The 15,014-nt window shown below is 51.3% G+C and carries 13 protein-coding genes and 1 pseudogene; 4 read left to right on the forward strand and 10 right to left on the reverse strand.

All coding sequences use genetic code 11. The features are described from left to right. Positions 1 to 473 precede the first annotated feature (473 nt). Positions 474 to 1,610, forward strand: coding sequence for a carboxypeptidase regulatory-like domain-containing protein (locus tag EYB31_RS32820; protein ID WP_131017747.1), 1,137 nt, complete (start codon positions 474 to 476; stop codon positions 1,608 to 1,610). A 124-nt stretch (positions 1,611 to 1,734) separates the two neighbouring features. Here the strand turns inward: EYB31_RS32820 and trxA are convergent, their stop codons facing one another. The 3 genes from trxA to EYB31_RS32835 all read right to left on the reverse strand — a co-directional run bounded on the left by trxA (position 1,735) and on the right by EYB31_RS32835 (position 3,040). Continuing rightward, positions 1,735 to 2,052: a thioredoxin gene (gene trxA / locus EYB31_RS32825; RefSeq protein WP_131017749.1), complete on the reverse strand. Its 318-nt coding sequence runs from the start codon at positions 2,050 to 2,052 to the stop codon at positions 1,735 to 1,737. Positions 2,053 to 2,065: 13 nt separating this feature from the next. After that, positions 2,066 to 2,461: a hypothetical protein gene (locus EYB31_RS32830; protein ID WP_131017751.1), complete on the reverse strand. Its 396-nt coding sequence runs from the start codon at positions 2,459 to 2,461 to the stop codon at positions 2,066 to 2,068. A 150-nt stretch (positions 2,462 to 2,611) separates the two neighbouring features. Then, positions 2,612 to 3,040 carry an RrF2 family transcriptional regulator gene (locus EYB31_RS32835; RefSeq protein WP_131017753.1) on the reverse strand — a complete coding sequence of 143 codons (429 nt, stop codon included), beginning with the start codon at positions 3,038 to 3,040 and terminating at the stop codon, positions 2,612 to 2,614. A 159-nt stretch (positions 3,041 to 3,199) separates the two neighbouring features. Between EYB31_RS32835 and EYB31_RS32840 the strand changes: the two genes are divergently transcribed. After that, the gene (locus EYB31_RS32840; RefSeq protein ID WP_131017754.1) at positions 3,200 to 4,213 is read left to right on the forward strand and encodes an LLM class flavin-dependent oxidoreductase; all 1,014 of its coding nucleotides are present in this window, start codon (positions 3,200 to 3,202) and stop codon (positions 4,211 to 4,213) included. A gap of 68 nt (positions 4,214 to 4,281) precedes the next feature. Here the strand turns inward: EYB31_RS32840 and EYB31_RS32845 are convergent, their stop codons facing one another. Genes EYB31_RS32845 through EYB31_RS32855 form a run of 3 tightly spaced genes read right to left on the reverse strand, consistent with a single transcriptional unit; the run spans position 4,282 to position 8,002 of the window. After that, the gene (locus tag EYB31_RS32845) at positions 4,282 to 5,436 is read right to left on the reverse strand and encodes a Ger(x)C family spore germination protein (RefSeq protein WP_131017756.1); all 1,155 of its coding nucleotides are present in this window, start codon (positions 5,434 to 5,436) and stop codon (positions 4,282 to 4,284) included. Further along, positions 5,433 to 6,911 (reverse strand): spore germination protein, encoded by a 1,479-nt coding sequence (locus EYB31_RS32850; RefSeq protein WP_131017758.1) that lies wholly within the window; start codon positions 6,909 to 6,911, stop codon positions 5,433 to 5,435. Before EYB31_RS32850 ends, EYB31_RS32845 begins: the two co-directional genes overlap by 4 nt. Then, positions 6,908 to 8,002 carry an endospore germination permease gene (locus EYB31_RS32855; RefSeq protein WP_131017760.1) on the reverse strand — a complete coding sequence of 365 codons (1,095 nt, stop codon included), beginning with the start codon at positions 8,000 to 8,002 and terminating at the stop codon, positions 6,908 to 6,910. The genes EYB31_RS32850 and EYB31_RS32855 overlap by 4 nt, the downstream gene beginning before the upstream one ends. A 144-nt stretch (positions 8,003 to 8,146) precedes the next feature. Here EYB31_RS32855 and EYB31_RS32860 point away from each other — a divergent pair, with 144 nt between their 5' ends. Further along, positions 8,147 to 8,575 carry an Rrf2 family transcriptional regulator gene (locus EYB31_RS32860; protein ID WP_131017762.1) on the forward strand — a complete coding sequence of 143 codons (429 nt, stop codon included), beginning with the start codon at positions 8,147 to 8,149 and terminating at the stop codon, positions 8,573 to 8,575. A 111-nt stretch (positions 8,576 to 8,686) separates the two neighbouring features. Beyond that, positions 8,687 to 9,322 (forward strand): NAD(P)-dependent oxidoreductase, encoded by a 636-nt coding sequence (locus tag EYB31_RS32865; RefSeq protein ID WP_131017764.1) that lies wholly within the window; start codon positions 8,687 to 8,689, stop codon positions 9,320 to 9,322. 474 nt (positions 9,323 to 9,796) lie between these two features. Here EYB31_RS32865 and EYB31_RS32870 read toward each other — a convergent pair whose 3' ends face one another. The 4 genes and pseudogenes from EYB31_RS32870 to EYB31_RS32885 form a co-directional block, all read right to left on the reverse strand. Next, entirely contained in the window at positions 9,797 to 11,851 is a 2,055-nt protein-coding gene (locus EYB31_RS32870) for a molybdopterin-containing oxidoreductase family protein (protein WP_131017765.1), read from the reverse strand. A gap of 167 nt (positions 11,852 to 12,018) precedes the next feature. Next, positions 12,019 to 12,567: a D-lyxose/D-mannose family sugar isomerase gene (locus EYB31_RS32875; protein WP_131017885.1), complete on the reverse strand. Its 549-nt coding sequence runs from the start codon at positions 12,565 to 12,567 to the stop codon at positions 12,019 to 12,021. A gap of 207 nt (positions 12,568 to 12,774) precedes the next feature. Continuing rightward, positions 12,775 to 13,791, reverse strand: a pseudogene (locus EYB31_RS32880) (carbohydrate kinase family protein); the annotation flags it as partial. A gap of 54 nt (positions 13,792 to 13,845) precedes the next feature. Beyond that, positions 13,846 to 15,012: a Gfo/Idh/MocA family protein gene (locus EYB31_RS32885; RefSeq protein WP_131017767.1), complete on the reverse strand. Its 1,167-nt coding sequence runs from the start codon at positions 15,010 to 15,012 to the stop codon at positions 13,846 to 13,848. Positions 15,013 to 15,014 lie beyond the last annotated feature (2 nt).

Here is a 15,014-nt window from a genome sequence, read left to right on the forward strand (position 1 = left end):
TTCAAGCTGCTCACTGCTTACGTCAATACCGACAAAGAGTTTCAAGTGGAAATCCTCCTTTCTATTAGGGATTCAGGGAAATGGACTTTTCGGGATGCCCCCAGCGCGCTCGCCGATCAGTCACCCTCGCCTATGAGAACTCACTTCGGTCCATGAGCTGCCCCGAAGTTGCTATCTTCGGGCATGGGTTGCCGGAGGGAACAGCCAGCGGGTAAGAAGTGCCGCACGAGTGCCAGGGAAACAGACTTTAAGAGTAGTCGAACTACAGGAGGAAAAAGAGTTTCCCCGAATGAACCCTAAGATTCATTGTCTGGAAGCATTACGAAAAGTCCAGTCCCTTTTAAGAATCTTCATTTATTTTTCATTTTTCAAAGATCAAATTGGAAATTTTGAAGGTGGCCGCCAGTACCCTAGGGTACTGGAAATTGGCTCAACAACAATCTTTAAGAAATACTATACGAGGAGCTTCAGTCATGAAAAGCATTAACAAAACAACGGCTCTTTTGGCGATTGCCGCCTTATTCGGCGGATGTTCGGCTCAGTCTCCCCATAACGCCGCTTCCCCGGCGCCCTCCGAGGCGGTGAAGGATCAAGCTCATACCGCGCAAATTCAGCTGGATGAGCAGAATTTTACGCTGAAGCAGTGGAAAGTGGACGGCTCTCACATCACGACCGTGAAAGGCACGCTTTTACTGGACAATCAGCCTGTCACCAACGGCATTCTGCATGCCTCCAGCATCAAACGGGATATCGTTACCGGCGAGGACGGCGCTTTTGCTTTGACAGTCGACCAGAGTTTGCTGGCTGATACACAAGTGAAAGTAAAATCGCTCGATCAAGCTACTTTTTCCGGCAAACCGCTAACAAGCGAGATGACAAAAGATTTACTGGCTGCCGAAACAAGAATCAACGTAAACTATCCGATTCAGGTCAAGCAGGTGGAGAACTCACCTGAGGACCCCGCTAAAGTAAAGGTGCACGGACAAGTGCTATCAGGCAGCAAAGATGATGTCATCTCTTTTTTTCAGGTGGATAAGTATCGGATCGGCGGGGTTGTGAAAGATGCGGATGGCAAACCGGTGCAAAACGCGGTCGTGTGGTTCGATCGAGATGAAGGCGAAGGTTTCGGAAAATCGACGCCAACGGATGAGAATGGCACCTATTCGATTTACTACATGCCTGAAGATGAAGAAACGAATCTGTCGGTCACCCTCGGTACGACAAGATATACGCTGCCGGAGGGCAAAGTGTTTGTCATGCCCGAGAAGACAAGCGTACAAATTGACATTACTTTGCCGAGACAAGGCACCATTATCGAAGATAAACCTCCGACGCTGGTCAGCGTAACGTCGCCCGGCGCTATTTATACCGGCGTGCTTGTTGGACTAAACGTTCCCAAAGACGTAGAATACACCGTTACGATTCCCGACAAGCAAGGAAATTTCGTAGTAACGCTCCCCAAACAAGTGTGGGAGCAGCAAAAACCCGCTTTTTTTGAAACAAAAATTTCCAAGTTCGTAGATAACATCAAACTAACCTGGGGAGATACGCTGCCGCCAAATTTCATTGAACCAAGCGATAACGACCCTAAGCTTACTACGACGTTATAGGCATCCACGACGGACCTTGAGAAAAAGACGAGTAAACACCGGAGGCATCTTCCGTTTTCACAAAAGTCCGCCGGGTTTTACTCGTCTTGTTTATTTTCCACTATGTGTTTCATACAGAACTGAATTATTGAAGGTGCTTTTGCACGATGGCTTCAAGCTCCGCCAACGGACGAACGCCAACATAATTGCCCATGTCCACTCCATCTTTAAACACTTTTAATGTAGGAATGCTCATTATGCCGAATTGGCCGGCTGTTTCCGGATTGTCGTCGACATTCACCTTCGCGATCGTTACCGCGCCTTGCAGTTTCTGATCCAACTCCTCCAAGATAGGGGCGATCATTTTGCAAGGACCACACCATGGGGCCCAGAAGTCAACCAGTACAATACCCTCCTGAATCGTTTCTTGAAATTTGGCATCCGATACATTCACAATAGCCATGTTAACCCTCTCCTTATTTTATATTTTCGGTTCCATTAAGCCGCGTTCTGTTATATACCATGCTGCGCTTTGCTCCGCCGCGGCCGGCCTCTTTGGCGGCAGCTTCGGTGAATTGGCCCTGCAGCTGTTCAAACCACGCTTTGTCATATGTGAGCAGCGCCAGTTCGATCAAACTGCGCAGTTCTTCAGAAGTTGAAGGCACATAATCAGGCAGCTTTCTCGCTTTCAGCCTTCTTGTTTCGATCACGGTGTTGACAGTTTCCGCATGGTCGCTTTGCGTAACCATTACCTTTATCATGCCGTGCGGATCCACCGATTCGACGTATCCGATAAATCTTTCATCCAGGGGGGATGTGCCGCTGACCCAATCGCCTTCTTGAATAATGCCATGCTCGCTCACTGCAGCCATACCTGTTCACCTCTTTATTAGAATGTTATATATCAAAGGCATCTATCACCATTTAGGTAACAGTTAACCTATGGTTTCTAACTGTCGTCATTCAAGTGACAGTTTAATGAAAGAAACTTGCTCAATGCTCCTTAATGCCTCAAGAAACATTTACTTCTGCTGTTCGGCCGCCAATACGCGCTCAAGCACCTTACTTATCGTCATGCATTGTAAATAAGAAAGCAAATGCTGCTCGGCCTCGCAAAAAATATGGTCCATCACCTCAGCCATGTTACAAGCGATCTTGCAATCTTCCTCCACATTGCCGGAACACCACGAAGGCTTAATCGAACCAATGGAAGTGGCCCGGTATATTTCGTCAAGCGATGCTTGCTCAGGGCTGCACTTCAAGTAAAATCCGCCGCCGACCCCTTCCTTCGTTGCAATGTAGCCATGTTTCCTTAAGATGCTTAACACCTTGCGGACTCGCGACGGATGGGTATTCACGTTATGGGCAATCATATCACTTGTAGCCATTCGGTCAGGTTTGGAAGCGAGATACACCAGGCTGTGCACCGCAATCGTAAATTCGCTGTTCACCTCGCTGACCTCCTTCGACTTAAGCTTACTGTCATTATAATTGTAACAGTTATAAAAAGCAATAGCCTTTTCCTACATACTTACAAAAAATCGGGTACTTGCAAATTACTATATAATATCGAATAATAATTCTATGTATATCAAAATAGGAGTGTGAACATGATGCGTGAAATCCCTATATCCGTTCTCGACCTTGCGCCGATCGTTGCAGACGGCACCGCCGCAGATTCATTCCGAAATTCGCTGGATCTTGCGCGGCATGCCGAGCAATGGGGCTATCAGCGATATTGGCTTGCCGAACACCACAGCATGCCCGGCATCGCCAGCTCGGCCACCTCGCTGGTGATCGGCTATATTGCTGCCGGTACGCAAAAAATTCGCGTCGGTTCCGGAGGCATTATGCTGCCGAATCATGCTCCTCTTGTCATCGCCGAACAGTTCGGCACACTCGAAACGATGTTTCCCGGCCGTATCGATCTGGGACTAGGGCGGGCTCCCGGCTCCGATCAATTAACAGCCCGCGCTTTAAGACGCGGTTTAGCCAGCGGCGGCCAGGATTTCCCTGAGCTGCTTAGCGAGCTCCAGGCTTATTTCGATCCAGCCCGCGAATCCGACTATCGTCCGCTCGGTGTGAGCGCCGTACCCGGGGAAGGGCTTCACATCCCGATCTGGCTGCTTGGCTCCAGCGGTTTCAGCGCCGAGCTGGCCGGGAAGCTGGGGCTGCCGTTTGCGTTCGCCAGCCATTTTGCTCCCGATTATTTGCTCCCTGCATTGGAGTTGTACCGCCGCAACTTCCAGCCGTCGGATGTGCTCGACAAGCCCCATGCGATGGTCGGCATCAACATCATCGCCGCCGACACCGATGAAGAAGCCCGCAGACTGGCTACCAGCCAGCAGCAGCAATTTCTGAACATCATCCGCGGCCGCCGGGGACAGCTGCGCCCTCCTGTCGACAGCATGGAACCGTTGTGGGCTCCGCACGAGAAAGAGTACGTGCTGAAACAGCTCAGTTATTCCATTGCCGGCAGCAAGCAAACGATACGCGAGAAGCTGCCCTACATCCTTGAGCAAACCGGCGCCGACGAAATCATCGTTGCCGCTCAGGTTTACGATCACAACGCCCGGCTTCGCTCGTATCAGCTTGTATCCGAAGCGGTGCAATCCGCAAATTAAGCAATTGTACTCACCCGCCGCGGCATCATTATTTATACCGATGAAAAGAAGGCAGGAAATCGAGTGATCTACTCGGTCCTGCCTTTATATTTGCCGGTATGGATGAGGTGAACGGTTACGTCGATCTTGTTCAGGGAATCTTTGTTCAGCACAAAATCCTCAGGTTTTTCATGCAGCTCATGCCATTTGCGCGGATACTCCCGGTACAGCGTTTCATCTAAGAACAATACGTCGATTTGCTGCTCCAGCCCTTTATTGTATGTGTTCCTGATTTGGCCGCCGATCACTTTCGCCGCTTTGTCCTCCAGCATTTTCTCCGGTATGTCCTTGACCAATTCTTCGACATATGCGTTGAAGCTTAGACCGATATCGTATTTTACCAGGCTGTCCTCCATGATCGGCTTGATTTTCACTTTGGGATTGATCAATACCATGGCGCCAACCGTACTTGGGCCATCGGGAATATTGATCGGGGAACGCGACATCTTTCGCTGCAGCCAACGTGCGCCCATCAAGTCTTTTTCGGACAGCCAGTTAACTTTATCATGAGTCAAGATGTATGCGCCGTCGATTTTCAGCATCGGCTTGACGCTGTTGTCTTCATGCCAGCTCCCCTTGTCGAGTGTGATGGAAGGGATCATGGCCGAGCGGGTCGGCTCATTCATTTTGGCAATGATTTTATATCCGTAGATAGGCTGGATAAACGAGCTTTGGGCGTACAGCCGGGCTGGCGAATACACCACTGTATCCAGAGGCGACAGATTAAACAGCGACTTTTCTACAAAAATATCCTGCAGCCGCTCCTTCGTTCCATACAACAGGACATTGTAACGGATTTCCCGGTAACGGTTCAGCGCATCGTAAGCGCCTTTGACATAATCCTCATGGTTTAAAAACTCCTCGGTGCAGATGATCGCTTTGACATGCCCCCAAAATACGCGGATTTGCGATGTTTTATATATATTAAAAAACGATTCGATCAACGTATCGCCTTCACCTTTGCCAATCCAATTGGGCACAACTTGGCCTACTTTCTCCGATTCGCCTTTAGCCACATTGGAAAAGTTCAGCACCTGGGCATAGGTCACAAATTTGCCGTCCCGGTAATCGAGACCAATTGCGGTCACATAAGCCATGCTTTGAATATCCTTGGAATTCCAGCAGCCTGCCAGCAGCAAAGTCGAACCCAATAGACCAATCAGCCAAATTATTTTCATCATCATCCGTTATCTTCCCCCTGATGATCGGGATCCACCGGATGGATGGCTTTAGGTCTCGACTTCAAAAACTCCCACGGAACCCGCAAATACGATTTGGCCATATCCGAGAATATCGGCGGAGAAATCGGTCCGAAATAAGGCACGCCAAACGAATGCAGTCTGGACATATAAAAAATAAGCAAAATAAACCCCAGAATCACCCCGTACATGCCCAGCACCGATGCAAGCAAAAACATAATGAACCGGGCAATGCTCACCGATGTGCTGAGTGTTTGATTGACTAAGGTGACCCCCATAACGGCCGTAATCGCTCCGATGACCACAACGGAAGGGGAAACGAGTCCCGCGCGAATCGCCGCGTCGCCGATCACCAGACCGCCTACAACGGTTAACGTTTGCCCGATGGAGTTGGGAAGCCGCAACCCGGCTTCGCGGAAAATTTCCAGCAGCACCAACAACAGCAGCATCTCAAGCTGGCTGGATAACGGCAGCCCCAAACGGGCCAGCGAAATCGTCGCCATTAAACGAAAGGGAAACTGATCCTGATGAAACGCCGAAATGGCAACCCAAAAACCGGGTAAAATAATCGCCGCCCAAAAGCTGAGAAACCGTACCATCCGGGCAAAAGAGATGTACATGAAGCCAAAATGGACATCTTCCGGCGATTTGAGCAGCAGCGATAATCCGGCGGGACCGATAAGCACAAACGGATTGCCATCGATGATCAAGACGAATCTCCCGGCCAGGAGGGAGCTTACCGCATAGTCGGGCCTGCCTGTAAAATCAAGCATTGGAAATAAGCTGTATTTGACATCGGCCAGCGCTTCCTCCAACTGGTTGGTCGTGTAAAGCCCATCGATATCGATCTTGCCCAGACGTTTGCGCACTTCCTTCACGATATCCGGAGCAATGATGTCGCGAATATACAACAAAGCGACCTTGGTCCTTGTTCTTCTGCCGATTACCGACATTTCAGCCTGCAGCGAGTTGCTGCGCAACCGTTTGCGAATGAGGGCGATACTGGTTGAAATATCTTCGACAAAACCGTCCTTGGGGCCTTTAATCGAAATTTCCGTGCTCGACTCCTCGGGCTGTCTGCCTGGGCGATTACATATGTTCAGCTTCAAGAGCTGTAAGTTTTCAGCAAATAAGAGCAGCAGATCGCCCTGAAACACGGAATCGATAATATCCTGGCTTTCAGGTATACCGTGAAACTGAATAACAGGCAGCGAGCCGAATAATTTCCATTGGGCCGACGATTCAAAGCCCTTATCGACATACAATTGCTGCAATACCGGCATAATGTCTGTACCGATCTTCCCCGAATTGCACAAGCCTTCGGCATAAATCACATACACTTCCGAGGAGGACTCTTCTCCGAAGCGGTAAGATAAAATTTGCACATCCGAGCAGCCGGCAAACAACTCTTCGAGGTCCTGCCGGGTCCATGCCTGCAGCCGTTCACGGCGTTCCGTCATGTCGCCCTCTCCTTTACCGGCTTGGTATACAAAGACATCACCGTCCAGATGACAGTCAGCGCCAAGGAAACCGCCAGGAAAACGGGAATGTGCACATGATACATCCATAAATAATACGCGTTTTGACTAATCGGCAGCATTGGCAGCACAATGTAGCTGAGCATGACCAGAAACATAAACCGTTTTCTCCATTTGTCCGTGCGAAACGGCAAAATATCCGCCATAAGAAATATGGCGGCGCTAATACGGATGGTAGCTCCGGCGAGCCATTGATATACGGAGAAAAAATCGACATGCTCCACATAATCGCCGATTTTTACCAGACGCCACTGCTCATACGGCGATGTCATCTGCTTGGCGGCTTCCTTCGGTCCAAATTCCGTGATGCCTCCCAGAATAGGTCCAAGCGTAATGCCCACAATAAACAAACCGAATAATACGATTTGCCACACCTTCACTTCCGATTTAATCCGGTGCTGCATGACAAGGATCAGCGAGAGCTCCAGCAAGCTTCCTCCGGCAAAAATCATCCCGTTCATCACGGGCTTCCAGCCGTCCTCCAAAAACGGCTTGAGCAAGTAAAAATCTTTCTCCGATGCATTCGCAACCGATACAAAAATGCCGAGCATAATCACCAGCGGCAGCAGCATACCCGCACTGACGGCAATCGTGCGGATGCCGGCGCTGGCACAGTACCAGCAAAATAGGACAATAGGCAAAATTAACGCCAGCTTTGGCGTTGCAGGCAAATAATTGGTAATCGTCCATACCGTTGTATGTATGACCGTCAAACCCCCGATGGAATACAGCTGCAAGCACAACGGGGCAATCAACAGCCATGAGACTAACGGACTCGAATGTTCCGCCATCCAAAACTGCAGCCTCTGGTAATTCATTTTTCGCATAATATAAACAAGCAGCACGCACCAAGGAATGTAGATGACTCCTGTGGCAAGAACGGTAATCCATGCATCTCTGCCCGATGCGTCAAGCAGCACGGCGTTAATGACGACATGACTGGTCAGACCATTCATCAAGGCGAAAATCATACACGCTTGCAAAAAGGAGATTTTTTCGTTGGAATGAATCATATCAGGCTCCCGTCGTTGAGTAAGAAGGAATCGTTGGTATTTTATCCCCAAAATGGTTAAGATATTCGCATATGGCTTAAGCGTCTGGGTTGACAATAGAGTCAATTGTAACTATGATAGTTACATCAAGGGAGGATACGACTTATGAAAATAAGCAGTCGGTTTACGGTCGCTGTTCATGTCTTATCTCTGCTGTCTATCCAAAATAGCAGCCCTTGTACGTCTGAATGGATCGCGGGAAGCGTCAACACGAATCCTGTTGTTATTCGCCGCATCATGGGCATGCTGAAGCAGCACGGATATATTGATATCCGCCGCGGCACTGGGGGAGCGAAGCTGCTCAAACCGCTGGAGGCCATTACACTGCTGGATGTATACCGCGCTGTCGAAGTGATGGAGGAAGGCGAGCTGTTTCAATTCCATAGCAACCCGAATCCGAATTGCGAAGTAGGGGCCAATATCCAAGCCGTGCTTGAGCTTATCCTGCACCGCGCTCAGGAAGCGATGGAGCAAGTGCTGGCCGAGATTACGATGAAAGAACTGGTCACCGTGTTAGTTCAAAAAATTGGATAATGGGATATCCGATTTTTTTTGGACTGGATGTAACTACAACGATTACATCTGGCGTAAAAACAATGGGTTTGGGCATCATGAAACTATATTATTATTCGGAGGGAACACACAATGAAAATCGCAGTAATTGGCGCTAACGGCAAAGCAGGAAGCTCGATTCTGAAGGAAGCTGCAGACAGAGGACATGAAGTAACGGCTATCGTAAGAAATGCGTCCAAACTTCAATCTACCGGAACAGCTGTCATCGAGAAAGATGTTTTCAGCTTGACCGCAAGCGATTTGGCGCCCTTTGACGTTGTGATTAACGCGTTCGGAGCGCCGCTGGAACAAGAGCAACTTCATGTGAAAGCCGGACATGCGTTGATTGAGGCGCTCAAAGGAACCCCAACAAGACTGATTGTTGTCGGCGGCGCGGGCAGCTTGTTTGTAGACGAAGCCGAAACGGTCCGCGTGGTGGATACGCCGGATTTCCCTAAGGAGTATCATGCAACTGCCTCCAACCAAGCTATCAACCTGGAGGAATTGCGCAATTCCACTTCTATTAACTGGACCTTCGTCAGCCCGTCGGCCTTTTTTGACCCGCAGGGGCCAAGAACAGGCACTTACCGCAAAGGCAAAAACCAGCTGCTGATCAATTCCAAAGGCCAAAGTTACGTCAGCTATGCCGATTATGCCATCGCCATCGTCGATGAAATCGAAAATCCGCAGCATCTTAACGAACGTTTCACCGTTGTTTCCGAAAATTAATCCGTTATAAGCGGCATTCCATCGTTTCAAAACGAAAGGCAAAGAGAGTCATGCGGCCCTCTTTGCCTTTTTTGTATGCCTAACTCACGGTCCTTCATCTCACCACTAATGATTATGAGTAGCCATATTGGTTTGTATATGCGCCATACCGATCTTGTCCAGGTATCTGCTTGCTAGGTAGTGGGTCTGACAATATCCTTTTGCGACGGACGGCTGCTCGCAGCGTCTCCATTTGCAGTTGATTTCTTTCGCTTTAACCCTTTCATGCTGTGGGTCCCCGTATCTTAGCAGCCGTTGATGGTGCATCGCACACAGATGTTTCGCTTTGATTGGCTTCATGCAACCTTCAATGGAACATTGATTTGCCACGATCAAGAATCTCCCTTTTTAAAAATTTGACTCTATAACGATAACCGAACATTGGAACGAAAATTGTTAAAAAGAACACGAAATGGAGACCCAATCATTACAAATTTATGAACTTTGCGGATCTTGTTTGGCCACATGTACTTTTCCGGAGAAGAAAACGGCTCCGCCTCCCATATCGGCCAAACGATCAGGTGTGAGCGCATTAACCAGCGCTTTTCCTCCTGCTGATGCGTCCGACCAGAGCCCTTGGCTCACGACCACTCCGGGAAGCACTTGATCGCCGACCGCAGCCGTCAGAATGCATTCGCCTTGCCGGTTCCATACTTTGACGGCATCCCCTTCCGTTATCCCGAGAGCCGCGGCATCGGCCTCATTCATGTGCAGCTTCGGAGATTTCTCCATCCGGACATGCTTTTCGTTATTGGAGAACGTGGAATTCAAGAAATTATGATTTGGCGCTGGAATGAACCAAAACGGTGAATCGTCCTCCTCAGGCAGCGGGACGTAAGCCGGCAAAGGCGGATAACCGCGCCGTTCCATCGCTTTGGAATACAATTCAATTTTCCCGCTTGGCGTCTTCAGTTTCCCCGGAAAAAGCGGCTTCACCTGCGCTTTGGCATACCGCCGTTCGGCCAGCGCCTCGAAAGTCACGCCCTCCAGATAAGGGTTATGCGGATGATCCAGCGCCTGGCGGATCATCTCATCTTCCGAATCCTGAAAAGCGCTGTCTGTAAAGCCCATGGCCTGAGCCAGCAGGCGAAACACTTCGACATTCGATTTGCTTTCCGCATACGGCTCGATGACCGGCTGCTGGATTTGCACATAGTGATGCCAATAGGAAGTGTATAGATCGGTATTTTCAAAAGATGACGTTGCCGGCAGCACAATATCCGCATAAGCCGCCGTCTCCGTAAGAAACAAATCGTGCACGACCGTAAACAGCTCTTCCCGCTCCAGCCCTTGCCTGACCTTATTCGCATGCGGAGCCGCAACCGCAGGATTGGCATTGTATACGTATAGCGACCGGATCCGCGGTTCGAGTTCAAGCAGCGCGCTGCCGAGCAAATTCATATTGATGCGGCGCGTGCTTTTGGCCAGCAAGTCGGGCCGTTGCAAGGCCGTGGTATTGACGTTTAAATAACCCCCGTTGCCTTTGATCGCGCCGCCGCCCCGTTTCAGCCATTGACCTGTCAATGCAGGCAAACAGGATATGGTGCGAACGAACATTCCGCCGTTGTCGTGATGCTGTGGACCGTTCCCGATTCGAATGAAAGAAGGGGAGGTTTCCCCGTACATACGAGCCAGGCGGTAAATGTCTTCGACGGGGACACCCGTGATACCGGATACAATTGCAGGTTCGTAATACTTCACATGCTCACGGAGCTCTTCGTAACCGACGGTATACTGCTCGAGAAAATCTTCATCGGTCATGCCTTCGGCAAATAAAATATGCATCAGACCTAACGCCAACGCCGCGTCGGTCCCGGGCAATATCGGAATAAACCAATCGGCCCAGCGGCCGGTTTGATTGCGATGAACATCAATGACGATAATCTGAGCCCCGTTTTTGCGGGCTTTTTCCGCGAGCATCACCTGGTGCATGTTCGTACTGACGGCATTGATGCCCCACATGATGATCAGCTTGGCATGAATCGTATCCTCCGGATCGATTCCATAACTCCCGCCCATCGTATATCGATACCCTTCCGTTCCCGCGGCGGAGCAGATCGTTTGCAGCAGACGGCTGGCTCCGAGCCGGTGAAAAAACCGGCGGTCCATCCCTTCCGTGCCAATCCGGCCCATATTGCCGTAGAAACTGTAAGGTAAAATGCTTTCCGCTCCTGCGCCCGCAATCAGCTTTTTCCAGTGGCCGGAAATCGTTTCTATCGCATCTTCCCAGGAAACCCGCTCGAATTGTCCGGAGCCCTTAGGCCCGACCCGCTTCATCGGATAACGAAGACGCTTCGGATCATAGATGCGCTGACCCATATTCCGCACCTTGTTGCAGATCGCCCCTTGGGTCACGGGATGGTCAGGATCGCCTTCGATTTTGACAATGTGACCGGCTTCTTTATGAATCAACAGTCCGCATTGGTCGGGGCAATCCAGCGGGCAAACAGAGGAAAACACTCCCGTTAATCGTTCGATGGCTGGTTCCATAACAGCACTTCCTTCGTTCACGACAAAATAAGACAAATGTCGATTTATTTTAGCATATGAAAAAGCCGTCTTTCCACAGCAAAAGGCAGGAAACAAACGGCTTTAATTTATTTTTATAAACTTTATCATTTCATAAGCAACGTTGCAAATTTAACGGCAATCCGCCTTCAATCAGCGGCCACTTCCGGTATCCGCTTGATCCGGGGATCCGTAAATATATCGTATTCATCCCGGCTGGTGCTGGAAAATTCGGAAACGATCGCACCTTCAGCCCCCGCTTGAAACCAATGCAACGTGTTCGGCTGAATCGTATACTGCTCGCCGGGATTCAGCTCGATTTCATGAAACACCGTGTAATACGGCTCGCTGCCCGCAGGCACTTGAGCTTTCGGACTTTCGGCCGGATCGCCTTCCACGTACAAATACACTTTGCCGGAGCGGCAGCGGAATGTTTCCATCTTGCCCGGATCGCTGCCGATGGGAGGATGCTTGTGCTCAGGGCAAGTCTGCCCTGGAAATAACACCAGCTCCTTGGCGCAATAGCGGTCCGTATTGATGTATGTAATGAGTTCCAGCCCTTGCTTCTCCAGCTCTTCGAGACCAAACTCGGCGATTTCGATACTCTCCGTTTCTTCCTGTGAAAGCACAATACCCGCTTTGGCAAAATACTCCGCCGTACGCGCCTGTGCCGCTTTCAATTGCGTTTGTGTCAGCATGTGATTTCCTCCTGCGTCGTTAGCATTTTCTATCGGCTTTCCGTGAGGAAAGCCCTCATCATGTATAACCCGGACCACGCTATCGTTTGGCCCTATCCAAATTCCCGTCTCGCTGCACTCGCGCCATTCTGGTATAGCCATCGCGGTCGGATGGCGAGGCCAGCCGGCGGACATGCGCCGCTGCAGCTCCGTCCAAGATGGTACGCCGCTGGTTGCGTCGGCTTGCTCCACACTGGATGCACCGACGGCGACAGCGCTGTTCAGCGCTTGCTCCGCGGGCATCCCCAGCAGCAGGGCGTTCAGAAACCCCGCAATGGTGCAATCTCCGGCTCCTGTCGTCCCGACGGCGTCAACCCTGAAACAGGGGGCCAACAGCTCGCGGCCAAGCCAACTACGGGGGTCAGCTAAAGCGCAAGTTCCCACAGCCCGCAATCTGTCCGCATCGCTTGTCGAGCGCAAATATAACCCGTATTCGCCCAGCTTCAGGACGACAATCGCCGCTCCCATACCGATCAACTCATCGGCAAGAGACCGTAAAAGCGTATCGTCTGGCACCACCGGTTCGCCTGTAGAACGGACTACTTCCGATGAGCTGCCGGAACGGCCCGGATCAAGCATAAATACGATTTCCTCCAGGCTCGGCATAAACAAATCCACGTAGGGAAGTGCCTTTTGCAGAACGGCTCTCCAATCCGCTCGGCCGGCAGCCGAATCGGGATCGGGCCGGGCCATGTCCAACGAAGTGGCGGCCCCCTGCCTTTTGATCCGCTCGAGCATGCCGGCTAATTCCGTCCCCCCATCCGCAAACATTCGCCGCATCAAAGGGGGATAACCGAAATGAAACCAACGTATTCCCGCTAATGCCTCGTGCCGAATGTCGTCAGCGGCAAACGTATCGTTTGTTCCGGTGTAATGCAGAAAAATCCGGTCTACCCCGGGCGGGCTGATCACAATCGTGTACGCGCTTGTTTCCCCGGGCTGTACCAGCATGCTGTCTGCCAGCCGTTCATCCTGCCGCCGCAGCACATCCAAGATAGCGCCGCCAAACATGTCGTCTCCGATCTTGCCCATCAGCGCGACATGGGCGCCAAGACGATGGAGGGCTATCCCTGTATTTGGCACAGCGCCACCGGTTGCCAACACCGCAGGACCGATATCAACCAGCTTGCCCGGCTGCAAAATATCGTGTATTCCGCCATGCCAACCGCCAAGAGCGGGGATCACGTCGAGGCAGATATGTCCGGCAACGACAATGTCGACTCGCTTCTGCCGCAAGCGCTACTCCCCCCATCGCAAGGCGACGGTCCGCCCGCTGCGCTCCGATTCCAACGCCGCCGTAAACAGGCGGTGGCTGTCGGCCGCTTCCTCCGGCGTCGCGCAATACAATGGCTGGCGCATGGCAGAGCCGTTCGTAAGCTCGTCGCAAAAGGCGGCCCACATCTGCAAAATGGAGTCGGAGAAGCCAAATTCGAATATGTTTCCCGTAATTGTACCGTAAGCCGATACATAAGGCACATCGGCCACACGCCACGCCTGCTCACCGCCGGGGGAATAAGGCAGCGATGCCATCATCTTCGGATTTTTCGTGCTGAACTCCGCTGAACATTCCGTCCCCTGGATTCGGAGAAACCAGGTATTGGCATGCCCGGGAGCTATCCGTTTCGTCGACAGCATAAGAGGAAAGCGATTGCCCCCGGCTTCGTGCACATCACAGGCAAGAATGGCATTGTCCCACGTTTCGCAAGGAACCATCCGTCCCAAAGCATCCGGACGTTCCGTCACGACGTTCGTAAGCAGCGAGCGGACACTTTGCGGCTTCCAGCCGAAACGAAACGGCAGATGAACGACGTGCAAGCCCAGATCGCCCATGCAGCCGTATTCGCCGTTCGTGGCTATGCGCCGCTTCCAGTTAATCGGCTTAAGCGGGTCCAGATCGCTGCTGTGCCAGAATCCGGCTTCCACTTCGATGATCCGGCCGAATTTGCCCTCTCTCACCATTTTGGCAATCCGATAAGCGCCCGGAAAAAAGGGAAACTCCGAAGAGCATCGGACCAGCACCTCGGGATGTTCGCGGATCGCCTGCATAACGGCTTCGTTCGCTTCCTTGTCGATGCCAAACGGTTTCTCGCCAAGCAGATGTTTGCCTGCCCGAATGATGTCCACATACAGCAGCGCGTGCAGATGATGCGGCACCGCGCAGTAAATCGCGTCGATATCCGGATCCGCCAGCAGCTCCTTATAGTCCGTGGTCACGGTGGCGACACCCGGAACATGGCGTACGAACCACTTTGCAGCCTCGGGATTTGCATCGCAAACAGCTGTGATTCGCGGCTCGAAATCGACGCCCGTCAGGTGGCACCAACGGGCAGCAGCGCTGGCGAATTCTCTGCCCATCAAGCCGCAGCCGATCAGACCAAAACGAATGATACGTCTTCCTGCTTCCATCC

The sequence above is a fragment of the Paenibacillus thalictri genome, assembly GCF_004307995.1.
Classification (GTDB): Bacteria; Bacillota; Bacilli; order Paenibacillales; family NBRC-103111; genus Paenibacillus_AF; species Paenibacillus_AF thalictri.

What these genes read in the sequence shown, in the direction of transcription:
- EYB31_RS32820 (WP_131017747.1), top strand. Translation starts at nt 474, where the DNA reads ATGAAAAGCATTAACAAAACAACGGCTCTTTTGGCGATTGCCGCCTTA.
- trxA (WP_131017749.1), bottom strand. Translation starts at nt 2,052, where the DNA reads ATGGCTATTGTGAATGTATCGGATGCCAAATTTCAAGAAACGATTCAG.
- EYB31_RS32830 (WP_131017751.1), bottom strand. Translation starts at nt 2,461, where the DNA reads ATGGCTGCAGTGAGCGAGCATGGCATTATTCAAGAAGGCGATTGGGTC.
- EYB31_RS32840 (WP_131017754.1), top strand. Translation starts at nt 3,200, where the DNA reads ATGATGCGTGAAATCCCTATATCCGTTCTCGACCTTGCGCCGATCGTT.
- EYB31_RS32845 (WP_131017756.1), bottom strand. Translation starts at nt 5,436, where the DNA reads ATGATGATGAAAATAATTTGGCTGATTGGTCTATTGGGTTCGACTTTG.
- EYB31_RS32850 (WP_131017758.1), bottom strand. Translation starts at nt 6,911, where the DNA reads ATGACGGAACGCCGTGAACGGCTGCAGGCATGGACCCGGCAGGACCTC.
- EYB31_RS32855 (WP_131017760.1), bottom strand. Translation starts at nt 8,002, where the DNA reads ATGATTCATTCCAACGAAAAAATCTCCTTTTTGCAAGCGTGTATGATT.
- EYB31_RS32860 (WP_131017762.1), top strand. Translation starts at nt 8,147, where the DNA reads ATGAAAATAAGCAGTCGGTTTACGGTCGCTGTTCATGTCTTATCTCTG.
- EYB31_RS32865 (WP_131017764.1), top strand. Translation starts at nt 8,687, where the DNA reads ATGAAAATCGCAGTAATTGGCGCTAACGGCAAAGCAGGAAGCTCGATT.
- EYB31_RS32870 (WP_131017765.1), bottom strand. Translation starts at nt 11,851, where the DNA reads ATGGAACCAGCCATCGAACGATTAACGGGAGTGTTTTCCTCTGTTTGC.
- EYB31_RS32875 (WP_131017885.1), bottom strand. Translation starts at nt 12,567, where the DNA reads ATGCTGACACAAACGCAATTGAAAGCGGCACAGGCGCGTACGGCGGAG.
- EYB31_RS32885 (WP_131017767.1), bottom strand. Translation starts at nt 15,012, where the DNA reads ATGGAAGCAGGAAGACGTATCATTCGTTTTGGTCTGATCGGCTGCGGC.